Here is a 21,757-nt window from a genome sequence, read left to right as displayed (position 1 = left end):
GTAAGCGGCCCGCAAGGAAGCGTATGAGTTCCACCATCCGTCCGGCCGTCCGCGCCGACATCGCCGCGCTGTTCGACATCCGCACCAGCGTCCGGCAAAACCACCTTTCCATCGAGCAACTGGCCAGCCTGGGCATCACGCCGGAGACTATCGCCGAAACCATCGCCGCCGCGCCCTGCGCCTGGATCGCGGAGCAGGACGACCAGCCGGCCGGCTTCGCCATGGCGGACCTGGACGCCGGCGAAGTGTTCGCCTTGTTCATCAAGCCGGAGTTCGAGGGCCTGGGCCTGGGCCGGCAACTGCTGCGCCAGGCCGAAGCCGCGCTGTTTCAGCAGCATCCGGTGATCCGGCTGACGACCGACGGCGACGCCGCCATCCGCGCCAACGGCTTTTACCAGAGCCAGGGCTGGCGGCAGGCCGGCCCGGCCGAGGGCGGGGATGTGCTGTACGAGAAGCAGCGCGAGGGCTGAGCGAGGCGCGCCTCCGGCGACGAGCCTGAAGAGGCCGGGGGCGTGCAGGATACGCGCGCTCCCGGGCGTCCGGAGACGCGTTGCTAGCAGGTAAAGAGGGAGCGCTTCTTCTTTAAGCGCATAAGCATAAGCCAATATGCCACTACAGCCGCGCCGGCTTTTATATTATGATGCCGGCTCTGCGTTGTTTGCCGCCCCTGTCCGCACTACCCAGTTCCCTGTTTCATGCCAAGACGCCGCGTTTCGCGCGCCGTCGTCGTCGACTGTTTCCGGGTGGCCGCGCCAAGTCATAGATGATAGCCGTCCTGGAGTTTTGAATGAGTTTCGCCACCTTATTGCTGTACATCGTCGCCGTCAGCGCCGTGATGATCACCCCCGGTCCGTCCATGCTGCTGGCGCTCAACAACGGCGCCAGCCACGGCATGCGCATCGCCAGCTACGGTTTTGCCGGCGCGGTGCTGTCCGATCTGCTGCTGATCGCCGCCGTGGGCTGCGGCCTGGGCGCGCTGCTGCAGGCGTCGGAACAACTGTTCTCCATCGTCAAATGGGGCGGCGCCGCCTACCTGGTTTACCTGGCCTGGATGATGTGGCGCGCGCCCACCCAGGCGCTGACGGCCAGCACCCAGGGCGGCGAGGCCAGCGGCCGCGGCACGTTTTTGCGCTCGCTGGTGGTGGGCCTGTCCAATCCCAAGGGCCTGCTGTTCTTCACCGCCTTTCTGCCGCAGTTCATCCGCCAGGACCAGCCGGTGCTCACGCAGTACATGATCCTGGCGGTGGTCACCGCCAGCGTGGATTGCGTGATGATGTTCATCTACGCCTACGGCGGCCGCCACGCGATGCGCACTTTCTCCGCCCGCGTAATGGGCTGGATCAACCGCAGCTGCGCCGGCATGCTGGCGGTGTTGGCCATCGGCCTCAGCCTGTACCGCCGCAGCGATATGAGTTGAACAGGTTTTCACACCGCAGCCATACAAGAACCCGCCAATATTGGCGGGTTTTTTTTATGGGGCGGAGGTGTTCACAAAACCATTTCGGCAAATCAACAATTTTTGCAAGCCCGGCTTGCCGGCGGCCCTTTAAGCTGCATCCCTAAATGAAAGCCACGGCGTCAGGCCGCGTGTCATCCGTCAAGCCCGCCTCATCTGCTTCGGAATTCGCGTAGCCGTGAATGATGCGCCTCCCAACGCATTTCATGCAGATTCGCTCAAGGGCGAATCTGGTCAAACGAATAGAGCGCCGTCCGTGGCCACCGCACCTGATCCGCCATCCGAAAGCCTGCAATTATGATGATTTCTTCCAAGCTGTCGCGCCTGCTCGCTCCTCAGAGCCAGGCTCCTGTCCAGAGCCAGGCTGAAGCCCCGCAGAGCAAAACCTCCTTGGCTTACTATCCCGCGCTGCTGCGTGAAACGGAAAAACTGCGCGATCTCCGCCAATGGGACCATGACAGCGCCGCACTGCTCAAAATGGCGGCGGGAAAACTGCATTCGGAACAGCAGTCGTTATCCCCGCACTGGGATAACGACCGCATGCTGGCGGAGCTGGACGCCTACGACTGGAAAAGCGGTGGGCAGGGCGCCCCGTCGTATTTGCAGCAATTCGCCCAAAAGGTGATTCAGGAAGTGGAGCAGCACCCGCAAGCCTATCTGGCGGCTTTTCCCTGTGCGGCCGAGACGGCGCCGTTGGAGCCGCGACCTGGCCTGGCTGTCGCCGGCATGCTGTCGGACATGGCTGGCAAAGTCATTCACAAGGTGCTCGAAAAACTCATCATCGAGGCGATCCCGCTGCCGCAACTCCGTGCCTTCAAGGACAGCTACGAAGAGCTGAGTGGCATCTGCAAGGGCAATTACAGCCCACAGCGCAAACTGGAAGAACTGGCCACGGCGTTGGACCGGCTTGGCCGGCAGTTGGCCAGCGGCAAAGGCTTGGGGGCTCAGGAGGGCCGGAAATTGAAAGCCTATCTCGACGCAGTGGGCCCCTGGTTGAAAAGCGCCAGCGGGCAGTGGGCGGCATTGGAGCACAGCTTGTTGGAGTTGAAGGATCAGCCTTCCGTGCTGGGCAAGACGCTGGAATTGACGGCCGCCGCGGAGAAACTGCTGGCGGATCCGCAGTTGAAGCGAGCGCTGGACGGTGATCGGCTGGACGGCATCGCCCAGAGCCTGGGCGCGATGAGGCAGACCCTGGGCCAGGTGCGGCTATGGCAGGCTCTGCCCCAGGAAGCCGGCCTAGGTGATTATCTGGATATTTTGACGGACAACCCGTTGCTGGAACAGCAGCTCGCCCCGTCCTTGCTGCGCTTGGGCAAGGCGCTGGCGCAGACGCAAAAGACCGTGCCTTATCCCGTCAACGGCTCGCTTGCGGAACGATTGGGCTGGTTGGCCGAAACCCTGGCCCGACCGGAGCTGCGGGAATCGTTGCAGCCGCATCTGGAAATGTTGTTGGGCGGCCCAGCCCAGGCGGAGCAATTGCTTGCGGCTTTTCAGTTTGCCGATCAGCTAGGCCGCAGCCCGGCGGACAGCGGCCTGGGTGGACAGGCCTTGTGGCTGCTGAGCGCTTTGGGCCAAACCAGCGTGGAGAGTCCAGCATGGTCTTGGACCCGCCAGTTTCAGAGCGCGCTGGGGGCGGATGCGGACACGGTCGTTTTGTTGAATCGCCTGCTGACGTTGAACCGGAGTCCGGAATCCTGGGCGGTGCTGATGCGCGATCTTGGCAAGGCCGCCGCGCCCAGTCTCGGCCTTTGGGCCGGCGCTCATCTCGCCGAACGCTGGCTGCCGGCTCATGCGGCGCAGGAGCTAGAAAAGTTCTACCGCGAAAGTTCGGCTTCCGAAAGCTGGGGCGGCATGTTTCAGCGCATGGCTGGCAGCTTTGTGGCGGTGGCCAAGCCCTATCTGGTGGAAAAACTGATGGGCGACCCGTTAGCCGCGGCCACTGTGCAGTACGCGGAAGCCCTGCAAAACCACAGCAGCTGGGAGCAGACGCTGCAATGGTTCGTTGCCCATGATCAAAGCCAGAACCAGACCCTGCAGTTTGCCTACAGCCAATACCTGAACGCCAGGCTGGCTTACCAGGTTTGCCTGGCCTTCAACAGCCAGGACCCGGTGGAAACCGAGGACCGCTTGCGGCTGCTGGCGCGCCAGCTCAAGGATTGCCAGGTGGTGCGGCATTATCCGCAGTTGGAAAAACTGGTGGATCTGATTCCCTTGCTGCCGGCTTTGAGAGAAGCCGGCCAAACCGTGGGGGCGCAGCCGGTTGCCGACTCCTGGCTGGCCTGGGGCAATCAATGGTTGGACGCACTGGCCGACAGTAAGAGCGAGAGTGTGCGGAACTTGCGCGAACAACTCTCCCGGCGCATGGAAAACTGGCTGGCGGACGCCGTCATGTCCGCTTGCGATGCGCTGGTACAGCAGCCATGGGGCCTGTTGCCCGGCGCCGAAGCCGCAAGCGCCGCGCAGCCGGCCACCGCGCAGCCAGCCGCGCCGTCCCGGCTGGCCGCCAATTGGCAATTGGCCGGCGGCATCAGCCTGGAAGCCCTGGGCCTGGCCGCTGTCGGTTATGCCTTGTGGCGCGCGCGTCAGGATGCGCCAGCACCGTTGCCGGCGGAGATAGAACTGAAGGAAATACTCGTGCATTCGGCCCCGGCAGCGTCTCAGGACGAAAGCAGCCCGTTCCAGCCGCCCATGACCACATCTGCGCCGGCTGCCGGCGGATCTGCGTTGTGGGAACAGAAAGCGCCGCTTCTGCTCGGCATCGCCGCCATGGCCGCCGGCGGGGCTCTCCTCTACGGCTGGGCGCGCCGAGACGGGGCGCAGCCAAACCCGGCCAAGGGCGAAGCCTTGCGGCTGGCGCATGAAATCATCACGCAGCTGGATGTGGATGATCTCCATTTTGTGTTTGATCAACCGCAGTTCGCCGTGGAGCTGGAAGGGGAAGAAGGGGCTCCTCTGCGCCGAGCGGCCAGGAGTTTGCCAAGTGAAAACACAGACGATGAGGAGGACTTGCCGTTTCAGATTGATCAGGTGCTGCACAATCTGGACATGAGCAGGGCGATCCGCACCGAGTTCAACCGCCTTTTCGAAAAGGCGGATCGGGCAGGCGAAGTACGGGAGCTGCCTCCGGGTAAAGAGCGCGATATCCGGAGGCTGCTCAAGACCATCGAGCTGACCAGCGCTTTCATCGACGACATCAAGGACAAGCCGAGCCTCAACGAGTTTCGCGAGTTTGGCCAAGTCATCTTGAAAGACTTGTCCGCGCTGGCCGATGCTCAGACGGACGATTTGAGCAAATCCATCGTTGAGCGTTACCGGCAGGGCTTCGCCGTGCAAAGCGCGCCGCCAACAGGGGCGGCCGTACCGACCGACGCGCCGCCAAGCCCTGACCAGGCGTTGGAGCAAGCGTTTCAGCTTCAGAGCGAGCAAAGCTTGGAGCGGGTGGAGCGGCTGTATCAGCCGATACTGAATCCCGCGTCCTATATCGACGACTATATCCGCAAGGGCATCAGCGCCTTTGAACAGCGCAAGGGAAGCAAGACGCAGTTGCGGCCGGACAGCAAGATACGGGTCGATTACTTTCCCAGAGTGCATCCCAACCCTAATTTGCAAGGCCCGAGAGCGCCGTTGCCCGCCAGCCGCTACTTTACGCTGACGGAAATCGTCACCGGCCAATACCTGTATGAAAGCAAACGCCTGAAGGACTCCTCCGGGCGGGAATATCGCGTGACCGGCATGCAGCACCAGGAACTGGTGGATGCGCTGACCAAGGACAATTTGCAATCAGCCATGGAGCGCGAGCTCAAGGCCTATCGAGACCAGCCGGACAACGCCGCCGGCATGAAGTCGTTTTACCAGGACATGATCAATGTGCGCTGCCTGGAATATTTGAGCCGCGGTCACCAGACGCCGCTGTACGCGCAAGCGGTGAAGGACTTTCTGGAGGGCAAGGTTCAGGCCCAAGCGGTGTCTTTCCACGGCACGGCGTTGAACGGGGTATTCATGATTCCGGCCGGGCCGGCCGGCGGCGTCATGTTCAGCGTGGATGACGACAAGTTTTTCCATATCGGCAGCAGCCGGCATGACTACATTGATTCGGGACGCAAGAAGAGTGAAGTGTTGTCTACGTTTCCTCAAAACAAGGCGTTCCAGGAGTGGGTCTTTAGCAAGCAGCCCTCTTACCAAGCGCTTAAATATGAGCAAGACCAGAGCGCTTTCAAATACAAAGTCATCAAGAGAGTGCCGGGAGGGCTGATGTTCCCCCCCTCGTTTGGCGTGATAACGGAGCGGCCATTCTCCTTTGTTGCCAGCCAGGGCAGGGAGCAACTGGCCGATCAACTGTACAACGGCCTCATGGAGCGGCTGGAATCGGATATCGACACCCTGGTGTTCAGCTACCCGGAACAGATCACCGAAGCCGCGCTGGAAGTCGCCAAGAAAATCCTCACCATCGGCTCCATCGGGCTGGCGGTGGCCATCCCCGGCACGGGCTCGGTCTTGGCCCGTCTCAGCCTGTTCATGGCGTCGTTGGCTTTGGACGCGGCCTATGTCGGCGCCAGCGCCGTGCAAGCCCATATGTCGGACCGGCCGGACCAGGCGGAAGCCTTCCGCACTGAAGCCATCATTGCGGGGGTGCTAGGTGGCGTGGGCGCGGTGGCGGGCGGCGCGCCGCTGATTTCACAAGGCGTCAAGGCGGCGTACTCGGTGAAAAACGTGAATCAGGCCATCATGTTTTATCGCCAGGCCAAGGCTGTGTCGCGCCGGGTCATACCCTCTGTGCTCAGTGAAATGAACTGGGGCCGCTTGGCGGACCCGCGCAAGGTGGATCTATTGGTCAATACCATGCAGGAAGGCGCGCAAGCGCGCGGTCTGGCGCAATTGACCAACCGCGAGACGGTACGGCAATCCATACGCAACAACCTGCTGCGAGATTTCGAAGGCCAGCAGAAAACCCGCTTCGCCTGGGGAGACTTCGCCACGGAACAGGCCAACGTCCAGCGGAGGCTGGATTCGGATTTGGCCCGTTTGAGCGACGTCAACGGCCATATGCGCCAACTGCTGGATCACCCGCCGGCCGTGCCTCGTCAGCCGATGCCCGGCGTGCCGGAAGAGGCGGCTGCGGGCTGGATTGCCGGCAATAGCCGCTCCGCCAAGACCGCGGCGGAAGCTCAGGAACTAAAAACCAGAATTCAGAGCGCGCTAGAGGGGCACCGCGAGGCGGATTTACTGGATATCCGCACCATGGAAAGCCTCCACAACGCCGTTTACAAGCCGGCTGCCGGGCAATTGCCGCGGGCGTTTCGTTCCAGCAGCGATCCCGTCTTCATGGGCTCGGACATCGCACGTTCCGGTTTTGAAAAAGCGTTGATCCAGATCGAGGCCAAAAGCGTGGCGGGCCAGGTGGACCTTGCCGACGCCCTATATGCGGCCGTAGTGCGCTATCACCCGTTTGGCGACGGCAACGGCAGAACCGCGCGCGCTATTTACGCCTTGGCCAGGCTGCAAAAAGGGGAAGGTCCTTTCATGGCCTTGAGCAAGCGGGCCGAGGACATCCTGAATCCGCCGGGGCCGCTTGGCCTCCCGCGTCCAGGGCCTTCCGGCGTTCAAGTGCCGGCAAAAGCCGGAAGCGGGGTCAAGGCGGCTGAGCGCGCCCTGTCCCCGGCGCCGGTCAAGCCAAAGCTGAAAGACTTCGCGGACAAGGCTGAGTTTGATGAGGCAATGAAAAAATACCTGGTGGAAAAGGGCACGCTCCAGCGGATGGAAACGGCCGGCTCAAGTTTCGACGACTTGGCCAGCCGGCGCCGGAAGGCCGCGGGCCAGTTGGAGCAGTTTCAAGGCAGCCGCCCAGACCTGTTTGAAAAACTTCGTACCGACCCCAGCGCCAATTTCACGCTGACCTCCATTGATGGAGACCCGGCTGAAACCCTGGTGCTTAGCGCTCACGGCTGGTACACGCGGGACAGCCGCAACGCTCTGCTGCCAGCGGGCAAGGATCTGGTGTTTCTGGGGCCGCACGGCCAAGTGCTGTTGGAACCGCCTAGCTCAGCCGCTTTTCTGCCCACGCAGAAATTGCTGGACGGAGCGGAATACCCTGCCATTTACGCCCGGTTGCGAAATAGGGCAGGAGTGGGAGGGAAAGATTATTCCGCCTTTACCGAGGTGAACGCGGGTGTGGCCAAGGACAACTGGGTCAAGAACTACCACATCAAGCATTACGAAAAGATGCCGGAGGAAGAGGCGCGGCTCGCGGTCCTGAACAACCGCGCCAGCGGCAGCCAGAGCAAGATGGATCTGCTCACCGTCAGCGATATGGCCGGCAACAAGAAAACCCTGAAAGACGTGCTGGAGGAAATGAAGCCGGGTGGCCGCTACAGCCATTACAAGCAGCTGGTGTTCGCCGCCTGCCGTGAAGAAAAAACGCCGGGTACGCTGCTATCGCTTAAAACCGGATTGGGCGAGGGCTATGAAGTCAAGTTCGCCAAGACGCCGCTGCAGCGGCAAGACGTGCCGCGTCAACGGCGCAACGCGGAAACGGCGCCGCAGGACGGGGATGAAACCCCCTTTGACGGCTACTGGGTCTATGAGGCGGTTACTCTGACGCCAAACGGTGACGGTGTCCGCATCCAGCGGGAGATACGCGAAATACTGCCCTATGTGTTGACGCGGCGGCCGGCGCCGGCCAATTCGCCCGCGCCAAAACGGGTGGCGACCCTTACTCGCGATGACATCATCAAGTTCAGGGAGCGTCAGCGCCTGGCGGGCGTGACCGGCAAACCGTGATAGTTGGGCACAAACAAAAAGCCGCCCCTGGGGGCGGCAAGAGGAAGTCGATAAATACAAAGGAGGGGAGGACTCCCCGAACCACCCGGCCAATATAGCAGCCGCCTGTGACAGGGGGATGACGGTTCAGCGCAGCGGCGAGGCGGCCGATGCCGGCGCGCGGCGGCGGGCGGGCGGCTCGGCCGCGTCCCGGTACACCCGCACATAGTCCACCACCATCTCCTGCGGCCAGTGCGTGGACGCGTCCGGCGCGCCGGCCCAGTCGCCGCCCACCGCCAGGTTCAGCACGATGAAGGCCGGCTCTTGCAGGGCGCGCCAGCCGTCGCTGCCGTCGGTCTTCATCGCCACCGTCTGGTAGAGCCGGCCGTCGACGAAATAGCGTATCGCCGCCGGCGACCACTCCACGGCGAAATCGTGGAAGCTGTCGTTGAACCAGCCCAGGTCCGGCGTGACATAGGAGGCCGACGCCGTCTGCACCGTCCCGGCCGGCGCGCCGGGCTTGGGCCGGTGCGCGCTGCCCCAGACGGTGGCGTTTTCCTTGCCGGCCTCGCTGCCCACCAGTTCCAGGATGTCGATCTCGCCGTAATGCGCCGGCTGATCCCATTGCTGGTTCAGCATCCAGAACGCCGGAAACATGCCCTGGCCGTAAGGCAGCTTGATGCGCGCCTCGATCCGGCCGTAGCGCCAGGCGGCCTGGCTGCGCAGCCGCGCTGAGGTGTAGTCGCGGCCGCCGTAAGCCTGCCGCCGCGCGGCGATGTGCAGCGCGCCGTCGCGCACCGTCGCATTGTCCCCGGCGGTGTAGTACTGCAGCTCGTGCAGGCCCCAGGGGCCGGGGCCGGATTCCAGCCGCCACTTGGCGGTGTTCAGCGCCGCGCCGTTGAATTCGTCCTGCCACGCCAACTGCCAATTGGCCGCCGCGGCGCAGCCGCCCAGCAGCATCATGCCCGCGGCGCATGCCGCCATCTTGCTTTTCATCGCTGATCTCGCGTGAGTGTGTCCGGCGTCCAGCATAACCGGAAGCGGCGGCGGAGCAGCGCGGCGGCGCTTGGCAGTTTTACCAAGCGCCGCGGAAACAGACGCGCTGTCGGAGAGTAGGGGCCTTTATCGGCCCGGCATGAAGTTTTAAAAGCGGGCGGCTGTAAGTTATTGCGCCAACAGGGCATGGCGCGATTTATCGTTGAAGATTAATGCAATAGTCATGGGGCGCGCCTGCGCTTTGGGACAGGCGGGCGGGTAGGGCAAGCTGTTTGCGCCGCGGCCCGGCGATGGCTTGGACGGCGTCGCGCGCGCGGGAGGTCGGCCTGCTACTGCCGGCTCCGCTCCCAGGAGGCCTGGGTTTCCAGGAACAAGCCGTGCAGCCGGTACTTGTCCCAGATGAAGGCCGTGTCCTTGGCGAACAGGCCGGCGCGCAAGGCCTGCCTGAGCTTGGCCAGGATGGCCGGCGGCGTGTCCGGATGGCAGATCAGCCAGCGCTCGGCCGGCGTCAGCACCAGCGCCCTGCGCGGCGGCGGGCCGTCCTCCGGCGCGGGAGGGGTGTCGCTGACGAAGACCTCCAGCCGTTTGGCCGCCAGCATCTTGAAACCCAGCGCCGGCTTGGCGATGGGGATGTAGCTCAGCTGGGCGCTGCTGAGCAGGTCGCGCGCTTCGGCGATGTCCACCGTGCCCAGCGCTAGTCCCCGCAAATCGCCCAGGCTTTTGAACGGCGCCGCGTTGCCGCGGGCCACGTAAGCCTGCAGGGCCACCGGCGAGATGGCGGCCACATAGCTGACGGTTTCCGCCTTGCCCTGATCGAAGTTCACATCCAGCGCGCAGGTGTTCTTCTCCGCGGCGGCCAGAAAATACGCGCGCTTGGCCGGCACGCTCTTCAGCGCCACCTCCAGCCCGGCCTTGGCCGTCAGATAGCGGAAAGCGTCGGCGTAGGGGCCGCCGAGGCTGTCTCGGGCCGGCGTCAGATAAGGCGGGTGCGCGTCCGCCACCACGGTCAGCAGCGGCGCGGCCTGGGCCAGGCCGGCGACGCCGGCCAGCGTCGCCGCCAGCCGTTTGAACGCGGGCGGCAGGCTCAAGACTTCACCAGATCCACCGGCGTGCGCACGATGTTCTGCATCTCGCTTTGCGTCAGCCGCTTGTTGAAGGACTCCAGGCCCAGGCGGATGGCGTACTCCGCCTGCAAGGCCGGGTGCTGGTCCGCGGTGGCGTAAATGCGCTTGGACGCCAGCAGCGCGGTCATTTCCGGGATATTGTCGTAGCCGCCGATCAAGACCTTGCCGTCCCGCTTCAGCTCCGTCACCGCCTGCGCCGCGCCTATCGCCATATTGTCGTTGCCGCACAAGAGCGCGGCCAGGTCCGGCGTTTGTTTCAGCAGCTTCAGCGCCGCGGCCCGGCCCGGCTCGCGGTCCCAGTCGCCCCAGGCCAGGGCGGTCAGCGTCATATTGGCGCTGGCGATCGCCTCGCGGTAGCCGTCGCTGCGCGCCTTGGCGTTGATGGAGCCGGGCAGGCCTTCGATGATGGCCACCTTGCTGCGCGGCTTCAGGGCCCGCAGCACATAATCCCCCACCGCGCGCGCGCCGCTGAAATTGCTGGGGCCGACAAAGGGAATGTTGACGCCGTGGCTGGCCAGCGCCCGGTCGTCCAGCTTGTTGTCCAGATTGATCACCAGCATGCCGCTCTGCACCGCCTTGATCAGCACCGGGATGATGGCGCGGGAATCCGCCGGCGTGATCAGCAGGATCTGCTCGCGGCGGGCGATGCAGGCTTCCACGATCCGTATCTGTCCGGCCAGGTCGGTTTCCCCCTGCACCCCGTCCACCGTCAGCTGGTAGTCGCCGCTGTGCTGCGCGTGGTGCTTGCGCGCGCCGGCCGTCATCACGGTGAAGAAGGGGTTTTTCAGCGATTTGAGCACCAGGGTCACCGTGGGCTTGGCCGCGGCCGCCGCCAGACGGGGCCAGGCCAGCAGGCCCAGGGATGCCAATAGAAATTCACGCCGCCGCATGGATGTTTCCCCGCCTGTCGAATGAATGCGCCGGCATGCCGCCGGCCAGGCCCGGCCGCGCGGCCGGGCTCAAGGATATGGCTTCTTTATAGAGCACGGCGGGGGACAGGGACGCGGCCTTGTTTTCCTGCCGGGGCGAAATAGATCCCTGAACCGCCTGGTTTTCAATCCACGGAGGCAGGCATGGCAGGGGATTGCTCCCGGCTTGTTGCAGACGGTGCCGTGTCATGTGTCGGTTGGCATATCGATGCCAGAAAACGCCTTGAGTCTTTACCCTAAACATTGCAAAATCTAGCACCCACTCTCTAACAATCAATGCATTCCGCCGATGAACATTTCTCTCCCCCTCGCGCTGCGCGCCTGCGCCGCGCTATGTTTGTCATGGCCCGCCGTCGCGCCGGCCAAGTCCTTGCCGGTTCAGCCCGCATCCACCGTTGTCGCCGACTATCTGCAACAGGCCAAGGCCAGCCAGCAGCCGGCCGAGCTGCTCAGCTCGGTGGTGGAGGACGGGGTGGAGGTGCGCATGTACCGGATGGTGTCGCAGCAATGGCCGGGGGCCGGCAGCGGCATTGTCAGCAACGCGCCGCTGTGGGAGCAGCAGTACAAGCTGGTCCTGCCCTTGAAGCGCAAGCCGGGCGCGCCGGTGCTGCTCTACGTCAACGGCGGCAGCAATCACGCGCAGCCGCCCAAGCTGCCGGACCGCTTGCCGGCGGAGGAACTGGCGCGCGATCTGGGCGTGCCGGTGGCCGAGCTGTACTTCGCGCCCAATCAGGAATTGCAGCTGGACGAGCAGCCCACCGGCCGCGAAGACGCGCTGGTGGCCTATACCTGGCGCAAGACGGTGGATCAGCCGCAGGCGGAGCGTTTCAGTTCCCTGCATCTGCCGATGACGCAGGCGGTGAGCGCGACGATGGACGCCTTGCAGCGCAGCCTGCCGGGCAGCGAGCGTTTCGTGGTGGCCGGCGCGTCCAAGCGCGGCTGGGCCACCTGGCTGGCCGGCTTGAACGATAAGCGGGTGAGCGCCATCGTGCCGGTGGTGGCGGATTTCTGGAACGTGCGCGTCAACTTCACCCATGTCTACAACAGCTACGGCCAACAGTGGCCGGCGGCGCTGCGCGATTACCAGCGCAACGGCATCACCGAGGACGTGCTGCAGGGCGGAGCCGGTCTGGACGCCCTGTTGCGCTTCGAGGACGTGGTCAATTACCGCGCCGGCATGGCGCGTTTGAGCAAGTACATGATTTCCGCTTCCGGCGACGATTTCGCGGTGCCGGATTCCGCCTGGAGCTATCTGCCGGACTTCGCCGGCCCCACCCAGCTGCGCTATCTGCCCAATCAGTCGCACTATGTGAAGGGCGATCAGATCGGCAAGGCCTTACGGCAGTTCATGCGCCGCTGGCTGGCCGGCAAGCCGATGCCGCGGGCGCAGGTGGACGCCGATCCGGCCAGCGGCCGGCTGCGCGTCAGCGTGGCGGCGCGGGAGGCGGGCAAGGCCACCTTGTGGTTGGCGCACAATCCCAAGAGCCGGGATTTCCGCTTCAATTCCGGCATCCGTTATCAGCCCAAGGAAATCGAGGGCCAGTGCCGACGCGGCCAATGCCGCTTCGAGTTCAAGCCGGACGCCTCTTTGTCGGGCTGGCAGGCTTACTTCATTGAGTTCGAGAGTCAGGACTTCGCCTGGAGCACGCCGCCCCTGGTGTGGCCGCACGCCTATCCCAACGGCGAGCCGGTGCCGTTTGGCGCGCCGCGTTTGCAACTGGGGCGCTGAGGCGAGCGTTCATTCGTCTTTGCGGCGCCAGGATTTGGCGTCGCTGCGGCTGCCGGAGCTATTGTTGGTGCTACTGCTGGTGCCGGCTCCGGAACGCCAGTTGGAGGACGAGGACGCCCCGCCGCGCCAGGTGCTGGACGAGGCGCCGCCGCCGGGCGCGCGCGCGACGACGGGCGGGTGTACGACGACGGGTGGCGGGAACAGCAGGGCCTGCAAGCGTTGCCGGCATTGGCCGTTGCAGCTGGCCTCGTGGGCGCGCGTGACTTCCGGCGGATAAGGGGCGTATTGGTCGCGGTAGACGTAGCGGCGGTTGCCTATCCACCGGGAGAGGATGTAATAACCTTCCGCGTCGGAGTACAGGCGCACAGACTGGTTGAGCAGGGTGCGGATGGCCTCGCCGTAGGCCTCGGCGTGCCACTCCCGCAGCCAGGCGTCGCGGTGGGCGTCGGCGCAGCCCATATCGTCGAACAACTGCTCCGCCAGACCGTCGGCGGGGAGGTTGCCCCCGTGAGGGCGCTCCAGCAAGGAGGGCGCCGCCCAGTAACGGACGGCGGTGACTTGATCGCTGCCGTTCACGTCCCAGGCGTAATACAGTCGCGACAACTCCCGGCTCAGCCTGAGTAAGCGGTAGTTGGCGTGGCCTCCGGACCGTATGGTGGCCAGCGGAGAGCTGGACAGGATGTGCAGCGGCTCGCCCAGTTCTTCCGCCGCCTCGCGTGCGATGACTTCCAGATCGGTTTCGTTGACCAAGCCGCCGGCGGTGATTCTCATGTCCCGGCCGCCGCCCACGCAGATCGGCACCGGATGCAGGGCCAGCATGGGGGTGACCGACTGCTTGCCTATCGGCACATACAGGCCGCAGCCGTTGTTGGCGCTGATCACGCCGTAGACGCGCGACGCGGCGCCGCCCAGATTGCTCCTGGCGTCGAACAGATACCCGCCGTTGGCGTCGACATGGGCGGACAGCACGCCGTTGTCGCCTCCGCCGCCAGGCTGGATGAAGCGGAACTGGGCAAACGGCAGCGGGATGTGGGGATTGAGTCCGTTCCAGATGGCTTCCAGATTGCAATAACGCAGCTTCACGGCGGGCATGCGCGTCTCCCCGGCGAGGGTGGATAGTCCAAAGATAATTACTGCTAATCAGCATAATTAATGCGTTTGGATTAATCCAGGCGCGATTGCATAGCGGCTTGGCTGCGTCAGTTTTGTAGACTAAAAGTCCAAAATGGACTTTTTGGTTTACATTTTGGATTGTTGAGTCTAGGATGGATTCATTGATCCAATGAAAGCCCGCCATGCTGTCCCGTTACCAGTCCATCGCCGACGCCATCGCCACCTTGTTCTATCCCTACGCCGAGGTGGTGCTGCACGATCTGGCCACCCAGTCCGTGGCCTATATCGCCAACAATTTCTCCAAGCGCGAGTTGGGCGACGATTCCGGCCTGGACGAGTTGGAAAACACGCCGGACGCGACGGTGATCGGCCCTTACGAAAAACTGAACTGGGACGGCCGCCAGCTGCGCTCTATCAGCGTGGTGCTGCGCGACGACGCCGGAGCCGCGCTCGGCATGATGTGCGTGAATCTGGACATCTCGGTGTTCGAGGGCGCGCGGGCGGCGCTGGACCTGTTCCTGTCCGGCAGCAAGCTGGTGGCGCAGCCGGCCTTGTTGTTCGAGGACGACTGGCAGGAACGCATCAACCGCTTTATCCACGGCTGGCTGCAACAGCGTCAGCTGAGCCTGTCCATTCTCAATCGCGAACACAAGCGCGAGCTGGTGGAGGCGCTGCTGCACGAGGGCGCGTTTCGCGGCAAGAACGCCGCCAACTACGTGGCCAATGTGCTGGGCATGGGCCGCGCCACGGTTTTCAAGCATTTGAAAGAGCTGAAGGAGCAAACATGAATCTGGATTCCCTGTTCGACGCCATCGCCGCCGCCCATCGGGCCATCCGCCCGCAGGCGCCGGTCACGCCGCTGGAGCACAGCCCGGCCCTGTCCGCCTTGACCGGCTGCGAGGTGTATCTGAAGTGCGAGCATCTGCAGCGCACCGGCTCGTTCAAATTCCGCGGCGCCAGCAACAAGCTGCGGCTGTTGGACCCGGCGGCGCGGCGGGGCGGGGTGATCGCCGCGTCCACCGGCAACCACGGCCAGGCGGTGGCGCTGGCCGGCCGTCTGTTGGGCGTGCCGGTGACGGTGTACGCGCCGGCCTCCGCCGCCGCGGTGAAGCTGGACGCCATCCGCGCCTTGGGCGCGGAGCTGAAGCTGGTGGACGGCGACGCGCTGGCGGCGGAACTGGCCGCCGGCGAGGCGGCGCGGCGGGCGGGCCTGCCCTTTGTGTCGCCGTACAACGACCTGGACGTGGTGGCCGGTCAGGGCACGGTGGGCATGGAGCTGGCCGAGCAATGCCCGGAATTGGACGCGGTCTTCGTGTCCGTCGGCGGCGGCGGCCTGATTTCCGGCATCGGCGCGGCCCTGCGGCGCTTGGCGCCGAACGCGGAAATGGTGGGCTGCTGGCCGGAGGCGGCGGCCACCATGCACGCCAGCCTGCAAGCCGGCCGCATCGTGGAAGTGGACGAGGGCGACACCCTGTCCGACGGCACCGCCGGCGGAGTGGAGCCGGGCGCGGTGACCTTTGAGCTGTGCCAGGCCTTGATTCGCCATTGCGCGCTGCTCAGCGAGGCGGACATCCGCGCGGCGCTGCGGCTGCTGGCGCAGACCGAGCGCTGGATGACGGAGGGCGCGGCCGGGGTGGCGCTGGCGGGCTTGCTGCAATTGGCGGCGCGCTATCAGGGCAAGAAGGTGGCGGTGGTGCTGTGCGGCCGCAACATCGTGCTGGACAAATTCCTGGGCGCGGTGGCGGCATGAGGACGCTGGACAAGGACGAGATTCTGGCGCGGCTGGACCTGGAGCGGGCGGAGGCGCTGCTGCGCCAGGGCTTTATCGCCTATTCCGCCGGCCGCGCGCAGCTGCCGCCGGTGCAGCATTTCGCCTTCGCCGCGGCCAACGGCGATTGCTGCGTGAAATCCGGCTACGTGGAGGGGGAGAGTCTGTTCGCAGTCAAGGTGTCGTCCGGTTTCTACGACAATCCCAAGCGCGGCCTGCCCAGCAATCAGGGCCTGGTGCTGTGTTTCTGCGCCCGCACCGGCGCGCCGCTGGCGCTGCTGCGGGACGAGGGCTGGCTCACCGCCTGGCGCACCGCGCTGGCCGGCAGGCTGGCGGCGCGGGTCTTGGCGCCGCGCCGGGTGCAGGCGATAGGCATCGTCGGCACCGGCCTGCAGGCGCGTTTGCAATTGCGCGCCTTGCAGGCGGCGACGCCGTGCCGCGAGGTATGGGTATGGGGACGTTCCGAGACCGAGCTGGCGGCCTTCGCCGCCGAATTCGAGGCGGAGGGCTACCGGCTGCGGACCACGCGGGACGCCGAGCCGCTGGCCCGCGCCTGCCAATTGATCGTCACCTGCACGCCGTCCAGCCAGCCCATTCTGCAAGCCGGCTGGCTGCGGCCCGGCAGCCATGTCACCGCGGTGGGCGCGGACGCCGCCGGCAAGCAGGAGTTGGCGATGGAGCTGGTGGCGGGCGCGGACCGCGTGGTGGTGGATTCCATCGCCCAGTGCGCGGCTTACGGCGAGGTGTCGCACGCGCTGGCCGCCGGCCTGCTGGAGAGGACGCGTTTGGCGGAGCTGGGGCAGGTGCTGGCCGGCGAGCGCCCGGGCCGGCAAGGCGAGGACGAGATCACGCTGGCGGACCTGACCGGGCTGGCGGTGCAGGACGCGCAGATCGCCAAATGCGTATTGGAGGCCCTGGCCTGAGACGCCGTATCGCGCGACGCGCAGCCGATCGTCAACCGCTTCTCAGGCCGCGTGCGGGAAACCGTGCACCGGCCGCAAGGGCGGCCGGGCGTGGCCGCCCTGTTTCTGCGCCGCCATCAGGAAGCGGGTGTAGTTTTCCTTGCCCACCTGGCGGAAGTTGAACTTGACGGTGTCGGCGCTGAGCGCGACGCCGTCCTTGGCCTGCAGCCGGGCGACGATGTCGGCGACCACATTGTCCGCCTGCTGGCGCAGCGCCGAGCCGGGTTCTTTTTTCAGCATCTCGTTGAGGGTGACGATGGCGGGTGCATCCGCCAGCCCCATGGCGGACAGGGCGGCGGCGTGCTGGCCGAAGTGTCGCCAGACGATGGCCTGCGAACCCAGCCTCAGCACGAACTTGAACGGAAAGCCGGTGCGGATGGAGAGCAGCACCGGGTCTATGCACACCAATTGTTCTATCGAGTTGACGCCCTCGGCCGCCAGCACGGCGGAGATATTGGCGGTCACGCCCTCCAGCTGGATCAGCTGGTCGTTTTCCTGCGGCTGTTCCTTGGCGCTCAGGTTCAGCGCCACCAGCCGGCGCAGCAGCTTGAACAGGGTGTCCATCGGAAAGGCGCCGACGGCGAAGGCGGACACGGTCTGCGCCGCGGAAGCGGCCTCGGTGGACCCGGCGGCGCTGACGGCCGCGCCTATGGGGATGGCCAGCATCATGCGCAGCGCGTACCAGTACACGTCCGCCACATTGAGGCTGCGCTTGCGCACGTTCAGCACCATGTCGCTGACCACGAACAGATAGGCGCCGGCGATGGCGGCGCAGACGATCTGCTTGCTGAAGGGCAGGGCCAGTTGTCCGTTGACGGCGAGCAGGTAGAGCACGCTCATGCACAGGGTGGCGATCAGCATCAGCACCATAGGGGTGAGGAAGGCGGCGCGGCCGTAGTGCTCGCGGTAGATCTGCTCGAACAGCTGCTCGGCGGCGGCCTCCACTTCCTCGTTTTCCGGCAGCGGCCAGGCGCTGAGCTGCGGGTGCTTGTCGGTGCGCGGCTGCCAGAACTGGCGCAGGTAATAGACCAGAGCGCCGTTGTTGAGCCGGTTGCGGAACTCCTCGTAGCGCGCGCCCCAGCCTATGACCAGAAAGCGGATCATCGGCGCGGCCGCCAGCGCGGTGGCCAACAGGCCCAGCGCGAAATGGCTGACATGCTGCGAATGGGAAAAAGGCGGCTCCATCAGCTTCGACAGCCAGTAGACCGCGACGATGTCGAGCAGCAGCAGGCCCAGCCACAAGCCGTGGTATTTCAGGTTTTTCATGATGGCCTCGCTGATTGGCGGCGTGGCTACCATGGTAGTTCTCCAGCGTAAAATCGCACTCCGTACGAATAACTAGCGCGCCGTCCGGCGGCTACCTTATCGAAAGTAGTGTTGAATCATTGCCGGCCGGCCCCTAGCATTTGCCTCGCATTTCATTGTCATCAAACGGCGCGAGCCTGGGCGGCGGCCGCCCCGCCGGCCCGCCTTCGCCGGACGCCTTCCTTGTCGCATTCTCCCGCCCACCTTCAGGAACGGAACCAGACATGCCGGACATCATCGATTTGAGAAGCGACACCTTGACGCGGGTCTGCAAAAGCGATGTGGAGACGCTGGACTTCGCCAAGATCGGCGACGACTGTTACGGCGAAGACCGCTATGTGCGCGAGCTGGAGGCGTACTGCGCCGAGCTGTTTGGCAAGGAGGCGGCGCTGTTCATGCCCTCCGGCACCATGAGCAATCAAGTGGGGCTGCGCTGTCTGGCCGCGCCCGGCGACGAGATCGTCACCGAGGTGGGCTACCACATCAATTTCTTCGAATCCTCGGCCGTCAGCGCCAACAGCGGCCTGGTGCTGAATCCCTACCACAGCGCGGACGGCGTCCTCACCGCCGACGACGCGCGCCGGGCCATCCACGCCAAGGCGCGCTGGTCCGGCCTGTACGCGGTGCCCAAGGTGGTGGCGATCGAGAGCAGCATCAATACCTACGGCGGCATCGTCTACCCGGCGGCGGAAATGCTGCGCATGCGCGCGTTGTGCGACGAGATGGGGATGAGCTTGTATCTGGACGGCGCGCGGGTGCTCAACGCCTGCAGTCATCTGGACCTGTCGCCGGCGCGCTACGCGCGGCCGGCGGACATGTTGAATTTCTGCTTTTCCAAAGGGGTGGGCGCGCCCTTCGGCTCCATCCTGGCCGGCCCCGCCCACAAGATCGAGGCGGCCAAGGTCTTCCGCAAATGGTATGGCGGCTGCCTGCACCAATCCGGGCTGATGGCCGGCATCGCGCTGGACAAGATGCGGCGCTGGCAGCAAGCGACGCAAGAGGACAATGAGAAGGCCCGGATCTTGGGCGACAGGCTGAGCGCGGCGGCGCGGCTGAAGTACCCGGTGGAGACCAATATGGTGTTCATCGAGACGACGGACGCCAAGTCCATGGTGGCCAGGCTGGCGGAGCGGGGCGTGCTGGCGCTGGCCTGGAAGCCGGACCTGGTGCGCTTCATCAGCAGCAGCCTGGTGACGCGCGGGCAGGTGGAGCGCGCGGCGGACATCATACGCGCCAGCCTCTGAAGCGCCGGTCTTCCATTCCGGACAATTTCTCACGATAGCACGGAGCTCTGCCCGCTTTTTCCCGGCGCGGCCGTCGCTTATCGTGGTGGCTGTTTTGAAGCCAAAGGAAGCGAAATGTCGAATGTGGAATGCGGCGTGCGGCCCAGCCGCCTGGAAGCGGGCCTGGACGCGCGGGTGGACGCGGTGTTGGAACAGGCGCTGAGCGAGCAGCGGCTGGTGGGGGCGGTGGTGCTGGTGGCCAAGGACGGCGCGCCGGCCTACCGGCGGGCCGCCGGTTGGGCGGACCGGGAGGCAGGGACGCCGATGCGCGAGGATGCGCTGTTCCGGCTCGCGTCCATCAGCAAGCCCATTGTTTCCACCGCGGCGATGGCGTTGGCGGCGCGGCAGCGGCTGGAGCTGGACGAGGACATCGCTCGCTGGCTGCCGGAGTTCCGGCCGCGGCTGGCGGACGGCGCGCCGGCTCGGATCACGCCGCGGCAATTGCTCAGCCATACCGCCGGCCTGGGGTATCGCTTTTTCGAAGAGGACGAGAGCGGGCCTTACGCCCGCGCAGGGGTGTCCGACGGCATGGACGCCGCCGGCCTCACGCTGACGGAGAACCTGCGCCGCATCGCCAGCGTGCCGCTGCTGTATCCGCCCGGCCAGTCCTGGGCTTACTCCCTGGCCACCGATGTGCTGGGCGCGGTGCTGGAGCGGGTGGCGGACGAGCCGTTGCCGCAGCTGGTGCGCCGCTGGGTCACCGCGCCGCTGGGCATGGACGACACCGATTTCCACGCGCTGGCCCCGCAGCGCCTGGCCGCGGTCTACGTCAACGGCGAGGCCGGGCCATGGCGGATGGACGGGCCGGCGCTCGCGGCGCCGTTCGAAGGGACGGTGGGCATACGCTTCGCGCCGGAGCGGGCGCTGGACGCCGGCGCCTACCCGTCCGGCGGCGCCGGCATGGTTGGCAGCGCCGACGATTTCCTGCGCCTGCTGGAAGCGCTGCGCCAGGGCGGCGCGCCGCTGCTGCCGGCGGAGTGGGTGGAGGAGATGGCGCGCAATCACACCGGAGCGCAGGAACTGCCGGAAATGCCCGGCTTCGGTTTCGGCCTGGGCTTCTCGGTGCTGCGCGATCCGGCCGCCGCCGCGTCGCCGGAATCGCCCGGCACCTGGCGCTGGGGCGGCGCTTACGGCCATTCCTGGTTTGTGGACCGCGCGCACGGCCTGAGCGTGGTGGCCTTTACCAACACCCTGTACGAAGGCATGGCCGGACGCTTCGTCGCCGATCTGCGCGACGCGGTGTACGGAGCGGGTTCGAACTTGCAATAGTTAAACCAAAAATGTAAATTTCAACATATTGTTGAATTTTAGCGGCCCAAGCCCGGCAAGATTCGAGCTTGGGCCGCTGGCATGAAGGGGAAACGATGTTGCAATTGGAGCGCTTGGCGCTGCGTGAATTTCGCGCCGAGGATTTGCCCAATGTGTTTTACGGGCTGTCGCATCCGGAGGTGATCAAGCACTACGGCATTCATTACGCCAGCGAAGAGGACTGCCGCGCGCAGATGCGCTGGTTCGATGATATCCGCGCCGACGGCAGCGGCTTGTGGCTGGCGCTGGAAACGCGGGAGGATGGCCGCTTCCTGGGCGCGGTGGGCATCAGCTCCTGGTCGGCGCAGCACCATTGCGCCGAACTGGGTTATTGGCTGCTGCCGGAACACTGGGGGCGCGGCTATATGCAAGAAGCCCTGCGTGGTTTCCTGGGGCTGGCCTATCGCCGCTTCCCGCTCAACCGCGTTTACGCGCAAGTGGAAGTGGACAATCTGGGATCCTGCAAACTGTTGCGGAGCGCGGGCTTTACCCTGGAGGGCGTCAGCCGCGAGTGCGAATGGAAAGACGGCCGTTATCTGTCGCTGACCAATTACGCCTTGTTGCGCGCCGAGCATGAGGCGAAGGAGGGCGGCGATGAGTGAGGCGGAACGCAAATACGTGGCGGTGATCCACAAGCGGCTGGAGCCGGGCCGGGCGATGAATGTGCTGGGCCATCTGGCGCTGGCCTTGGCCTGCCGACTGCGGCGCGCGGACGCGGCGACAAGCCATGTCGATTATGTGGACGCCGATGGCGGCGTGCATCCGGCGATTTCGGCCGATCCCTTCATCGTGCTGCGCGCCGACAACTCCGCCAAGCTGGCCCAGCTGCGCCAGGCCGCGGCCGAGGCCGGCGTGGCCTGCGTCGATTTCACCGACACCATGGGCGAGGGCGGCAGCGCCGAACAGCTGCGCCGCACCGCGGCCACCCCGGCCGCCGCGCTGGAATACTGGGGCGTGGCGCTGTGCGGCGACGAGGCGGCGCTGGGCGCGCTGACGCGCAAGTTCAGCCTTTACCGTTGACGGGGGCC

The 21,757-nt window shown here is 65.3% G+C and carries 16 protein-coding genes; 11 read left to right on the top strand and 5 right to left on the bottom strand.

Annotated features, from left to right (window positions below; genetic code table 11):
- Window positions 1-23 precede the first annotated feature (23 nt).
- The 3 genes from JW897_RS16550 (at window position 24) to JW897_RS16540 (ending at window position 8,233) form a co-directional block, all read left to right on the top strand.
- Window positions 24-470, top strand: a complete 447-nt coding sequence (locus JW897_RS16550) for a GNAT family N-acetyltransferase (RefSeq protein ID WP_205466962.1) — start codon at window positions 24-26, stop codon at window positions 468-470.
- A gap of 317 nt (window positions 471-787) precedes the next feature.
- Window positions 788-1,417, top strand: a complete 630-nt coding sequence (locus JW897_RS16545) for a LysE family translocator (protein ID WP_205466961.1) — start codon at window positions 788-790, stop codon at window positions 1,415-1,417.
- Between the two features lie 336 nt (window positions 1,418-1,753).
- Window positions 1,754-8,233 (top strand): putative adhesin, encoded by a 6,480-nt coding sequence (locus tag JW897_RS16540; RefSeq protein ID WP_205466960.1) that lies wholly within the window; start codon window positions 1,754-1,756, stop codon window positions 8,231-8,233.
- Window positions 8,234-8,359: 126 nt separating this feature from the next.
- Here JW897_RS16540 and JW897_RS16535 read toward each other — a convergent pair whose 3' ends face one another.
- The 3 genes from JW897_RS16535 to JW897_RS16525 all read right to left on the bottom strand — a co-directional run bounded on the left by JW897_RS16535 (window position 8,360) and on the right by JW897_RS16525 (window position 11,222).
- Window positions 8,360-9,208: a glycoside hydrolase family 16 protein gene (locus tag JW897_RS16535; RefSeq protein WP_205466959.1), complete on the bottom strand. Its 849-nt coding sequence runs from the start codon at window positions 9,206-9,208 to the stop codon at window positions 8,360-8,362.
- A 329-nt stretch (window positions 9,209-9,537) separates the two neighbouring features.
- Complete coding sequence (locus JW897_RS16530; protein ID WP_048413290.1) at window positions 9,538-10,296, bottom strand: hypothetical protein; 759 nt, start codon at window positions 10,294-10,296, stop codon at window positions 9,538-9,540.
- The gene (locus JW897_RS16525) at window positions 10,293-11,222 is read right to left on the bottom strand and encodes a substrate-binding domain-containing protein (protein ID WP_048413291.1); all 930 of its coding nucleotides are present in this window, start codon (window positions 11,220-11,222) and stop codon (window positions 10,293-10,295) included. The genes JW897_RS16530 and JW897_RS16525 overlap by 4 nt, the downstream gene beginning before the upstream one ends.
- A gap of 328 nt (window positions 11,223-11,550) precedes the next feature.
- On the opposite strand from JW897_RS16525, the gene JW897_RS16520 reads away from it, so the two are divergent.
- A complete protein-coding gene (locus JW897_RS16520) occupies window positions 11,551-12,990 on the top strand; it encodes a PhoPQ-activated protein PqaA family protein (protein WP_205466958.1) in 1,440 nt (479 codons plus the stop codon).
- A gap of 9 nt (window positions 12,991-12,999) precedes the next feature.
- On the opposite strand, the gene JW897_RS16515 is transcribed toward JW897_RS16520, so the two are convergent.
- A complete protein-coding gene (locus tag JW897_RS16515; protein WP_205466957.1) occupies window positions 13,000-14,082 on the bottom strand; it encodes a hypothetical protein in 1,083 nt (360 codons plus the stop codon).
- Between the two features lie 203 nt (window positions 14,083-14,285).
- Here JW897_RS16515 and JW897_RS16510 point away from each other — a divergent pair, with 203 nt between their 5' ends.
- From JW897_RS16510 to JW897_RS16500, 3 genes are read left to right on the top strand one after another with little or no spacing between them, the layout of a single operon-like run.
- Window positions 14,286-14,891: a helix-turn-helix transcriptional regulator gene (locus JW897_RS16510; RefSeq protein ID WP_048413294.1), complete on the top strand. Its 606-nt coding sequence runs from the start codon at window positions 14,286-14,288 to the stop codon at window positions 14,889-14,891.
- Window positions 14,888-15,853 carry a threonine/serine dehydratase gene (locus JW897_RS16505; protein ID WP_240352248.1) on the top strand — a complete coding sequence of 322 codons (966 nt, stop codon included), beginning with the start codon at window positions 14,888-14,890 and terminating at the stop codon, window positions 15,851-15,853. Before JW897_RS16510 ends, JW897_RS16505 begins: the two co-directional genes overlap by 4 nt.
- Entirely contained in the window at window positions 15,850-16,794 is a 945-nt protein-coding gene (locus JW897_RS16500) for an ornithine cyclodeaminase family protein (protein WP_205466956.1), read from the top strand. The genes JW897_RS16505 and JW897_RS16500 overlap by 4 nt, the downstream gene beginning before the upstream one ends.
- 42 nt (window positions 16,795-16,836) lie before the next feature.
- Here the strand turns inward: JW897_RS16500 and JW897_RS16495 are convergent, their stop codons facing one another.
- Window positions 16,837-18,099, bottom strand: a complete 1,263-nt coding sequence (locus JW897_RS16495) for a hypothetical protein (protein WP_205466955.1) — start codon at window positions 18,097-18,099, stop codon at window positions 16,837-16,839.
- A 263-nt stretch (window positions 18,100-18,362) separates the two neighbouring features.
- On the opposite strand from JW897_RS16495, the gene JW897_RS16490 reads away from it, so the two are divergent.
- The 4 genes from JW897_RS16490 to JW897_RS16475 all read left to right on the top strand — a co-directional run bounded on the left by JW897_RS16490 (window position 18,363) and on the right by JW897_RS16475 (window position 21,749).
- Window positions 18,363-19,382: a threonine aldolase family protein gene (locus tag JW897_RS16490; protein WP_205466954.1), complete on the top strand. Its 1,020-nt coding sequence runs from the start codon at window positions 18,363-18,365 to the stop codon at window positions 19,380-19,382.
- Window positions 19,383-19,496: 114 nt separating this feature from the next.
- The gene (locus JW897_RS16485; protein WP_205466953.1) at window positions 19,497-20,690 is read left to right on the top strand and encodes a serine hydrolase domain-containing protein; all 1,194 of its coding nucleotides are present in this window, start codon (window positions 19,497-19,499) and stop codon (window positions 20,688-20,690) included.
- Window positions 20,691-20,785: 95 nt separating this feature from the next.
- Window positions 20,786-21,331 (top strand): GNAT family N-acetyltransferase, encoded by a 546-nt coding sequence (locus JW897_RS16480; protein ID WP_205466952.1) that lies wholly within the window; start codon window positions 20,786-20,788, stop codon window positions 21,329-21,331.
- Window positions 21,324-21,749 (top strand): DUF2000 domain-containing protein, encoded by a 426-nt coding sequence (locus JW897_RS16475; RefSeq protein WP_205466951.1) that lies wholly within the window; start codon window positions 21,324-21,326, stop codon window positions 21,747-21,749. The genes JW897_RS16480 and JW897_RS16475 overlap by 8 nt, the downstream gene beginning before the upstream one ends.
- Window positions 21,750-21,757: the final 8 nt, after the last annotated feature.

Source organism: Chromobacterium alkanivorans, assembly GCF_016937655.1.
GTDB lineage: Bacteria > Pseudomonadota > Gammaproteobacteria > Burkholderiales > Chromobacteriaceae > Chromobacterium > Chromobacterium alkanivorans.
The sequence above is the reverse complement of the archived record's forward strand: the minus strand, read 5'-3'. Positions and strand labels throughout refer to the sequence as shown.

Bases quoted from the DNA above. Each gene is read 5' to 3' on its own strand.
- JW897_RS16550 (WP_205466962.1), top strand. From the start codon at position 24: ATGAGTTCCACCATCCGTCCGGCCGTCCGCGCCGACATCGCCGCGCTG.
- JW897_RS16545 (WP_205466961.1), top strand. From the start codon at position 788: ATGAGTTTCGCCACCTTATTGCTGTACATCGTCGCCGTCAGCGCCGTG.
- JW897_RS16540 (WP_205466960.1), top strand. From the start codon at position 1,754: ATGATGATTTCTTCCAAGCTGTCGCGCCTGCTCGCTCCTCAGAGCCAG.
- JW897_RS16535 (WP_205466959.1), bottom strand. From the start codon at position 9,208: ATGAAAAGCAAGATGGCGGCATGCGCCGCGGGCATGATGCTGCTGGGC.
- JW897_RS16525 (WP_048413291.1), bottom strand. From the start codon at position 11,222: ATGCGGCGGCGTGAATTTCTATTGGCATCCCTGGGCCTGCTGGCCTGG.
- JW897_RS16520 (WP_205466958.1), top strand. From the start codon at position 11,551: ATGAACATTTCTCTCCCCCTCGCGCTGCGCGCCTGCGCCGCGCTATGT.
- JW897_RS16515 (WP_205466957.1), bottom strand. From the start codon at position 14,082: ATGCCCGCCGTGAAGCTGCGTTATTGCAATCTGGAAGCCATCTGGAAC.
- JW897_RS16510 (WP_048413294.1), top strand. From the start codon at position 14,286: ATGCTGTCCCGTTACCAGTCCATCGCCGACGCCATCGCCACCTTGTTC.
- JW897_RS16505 (WP_240352248.1), top strand. From the start codon at position 14,888: ATGAATCTGGATTCCCTGTTCGACGCCATCGCCGCCGCCCATCGGGCC.
- JW897_RS16500 (WP_205466956.1), top strand. From the start codon at position 15,850: ATGAGGACGCTGGACAAGGACGAGATTCTGGCGCGGCTGGACCTGGAG.
- JW897_RS16495 (WP_205466955.1), bottom strand. From the start codon at position 18,099: ATGAAAAACCTGAAATACCACGGCTTGTGGCTGGGCCTGCTGCTGCTC.
- JW897_RS16490 (WP_205466954.1), top strand. From the start codon at position 18,363: ATGCCGGACATCATCGATTTGAGAAGCGACACCTTGACGCGGGTCTGC.
- JW897_RS16485 (WP_205466953.1), top strand. From the start codon at position 19,497: ATGTCGAATGTGGAATGCGGCGTGCGGCCCAGCCGCCTGGAAGCGGGC.
- JW897_RS16480 (WP_205466952.1), top strand. From the start codon at position 20,786: ATGTTGCAATTGGAGCGCTTGGCGCTGCGTGAATTTCGCGCCGAGGAT.
- JW897_RS16475 (WP_205466951.1), top strand. From the start codon at position 21,324: ATGAGTGAGGCGGAACGCAAATACGTGGCGGTGATCCACAAGCGGCTG.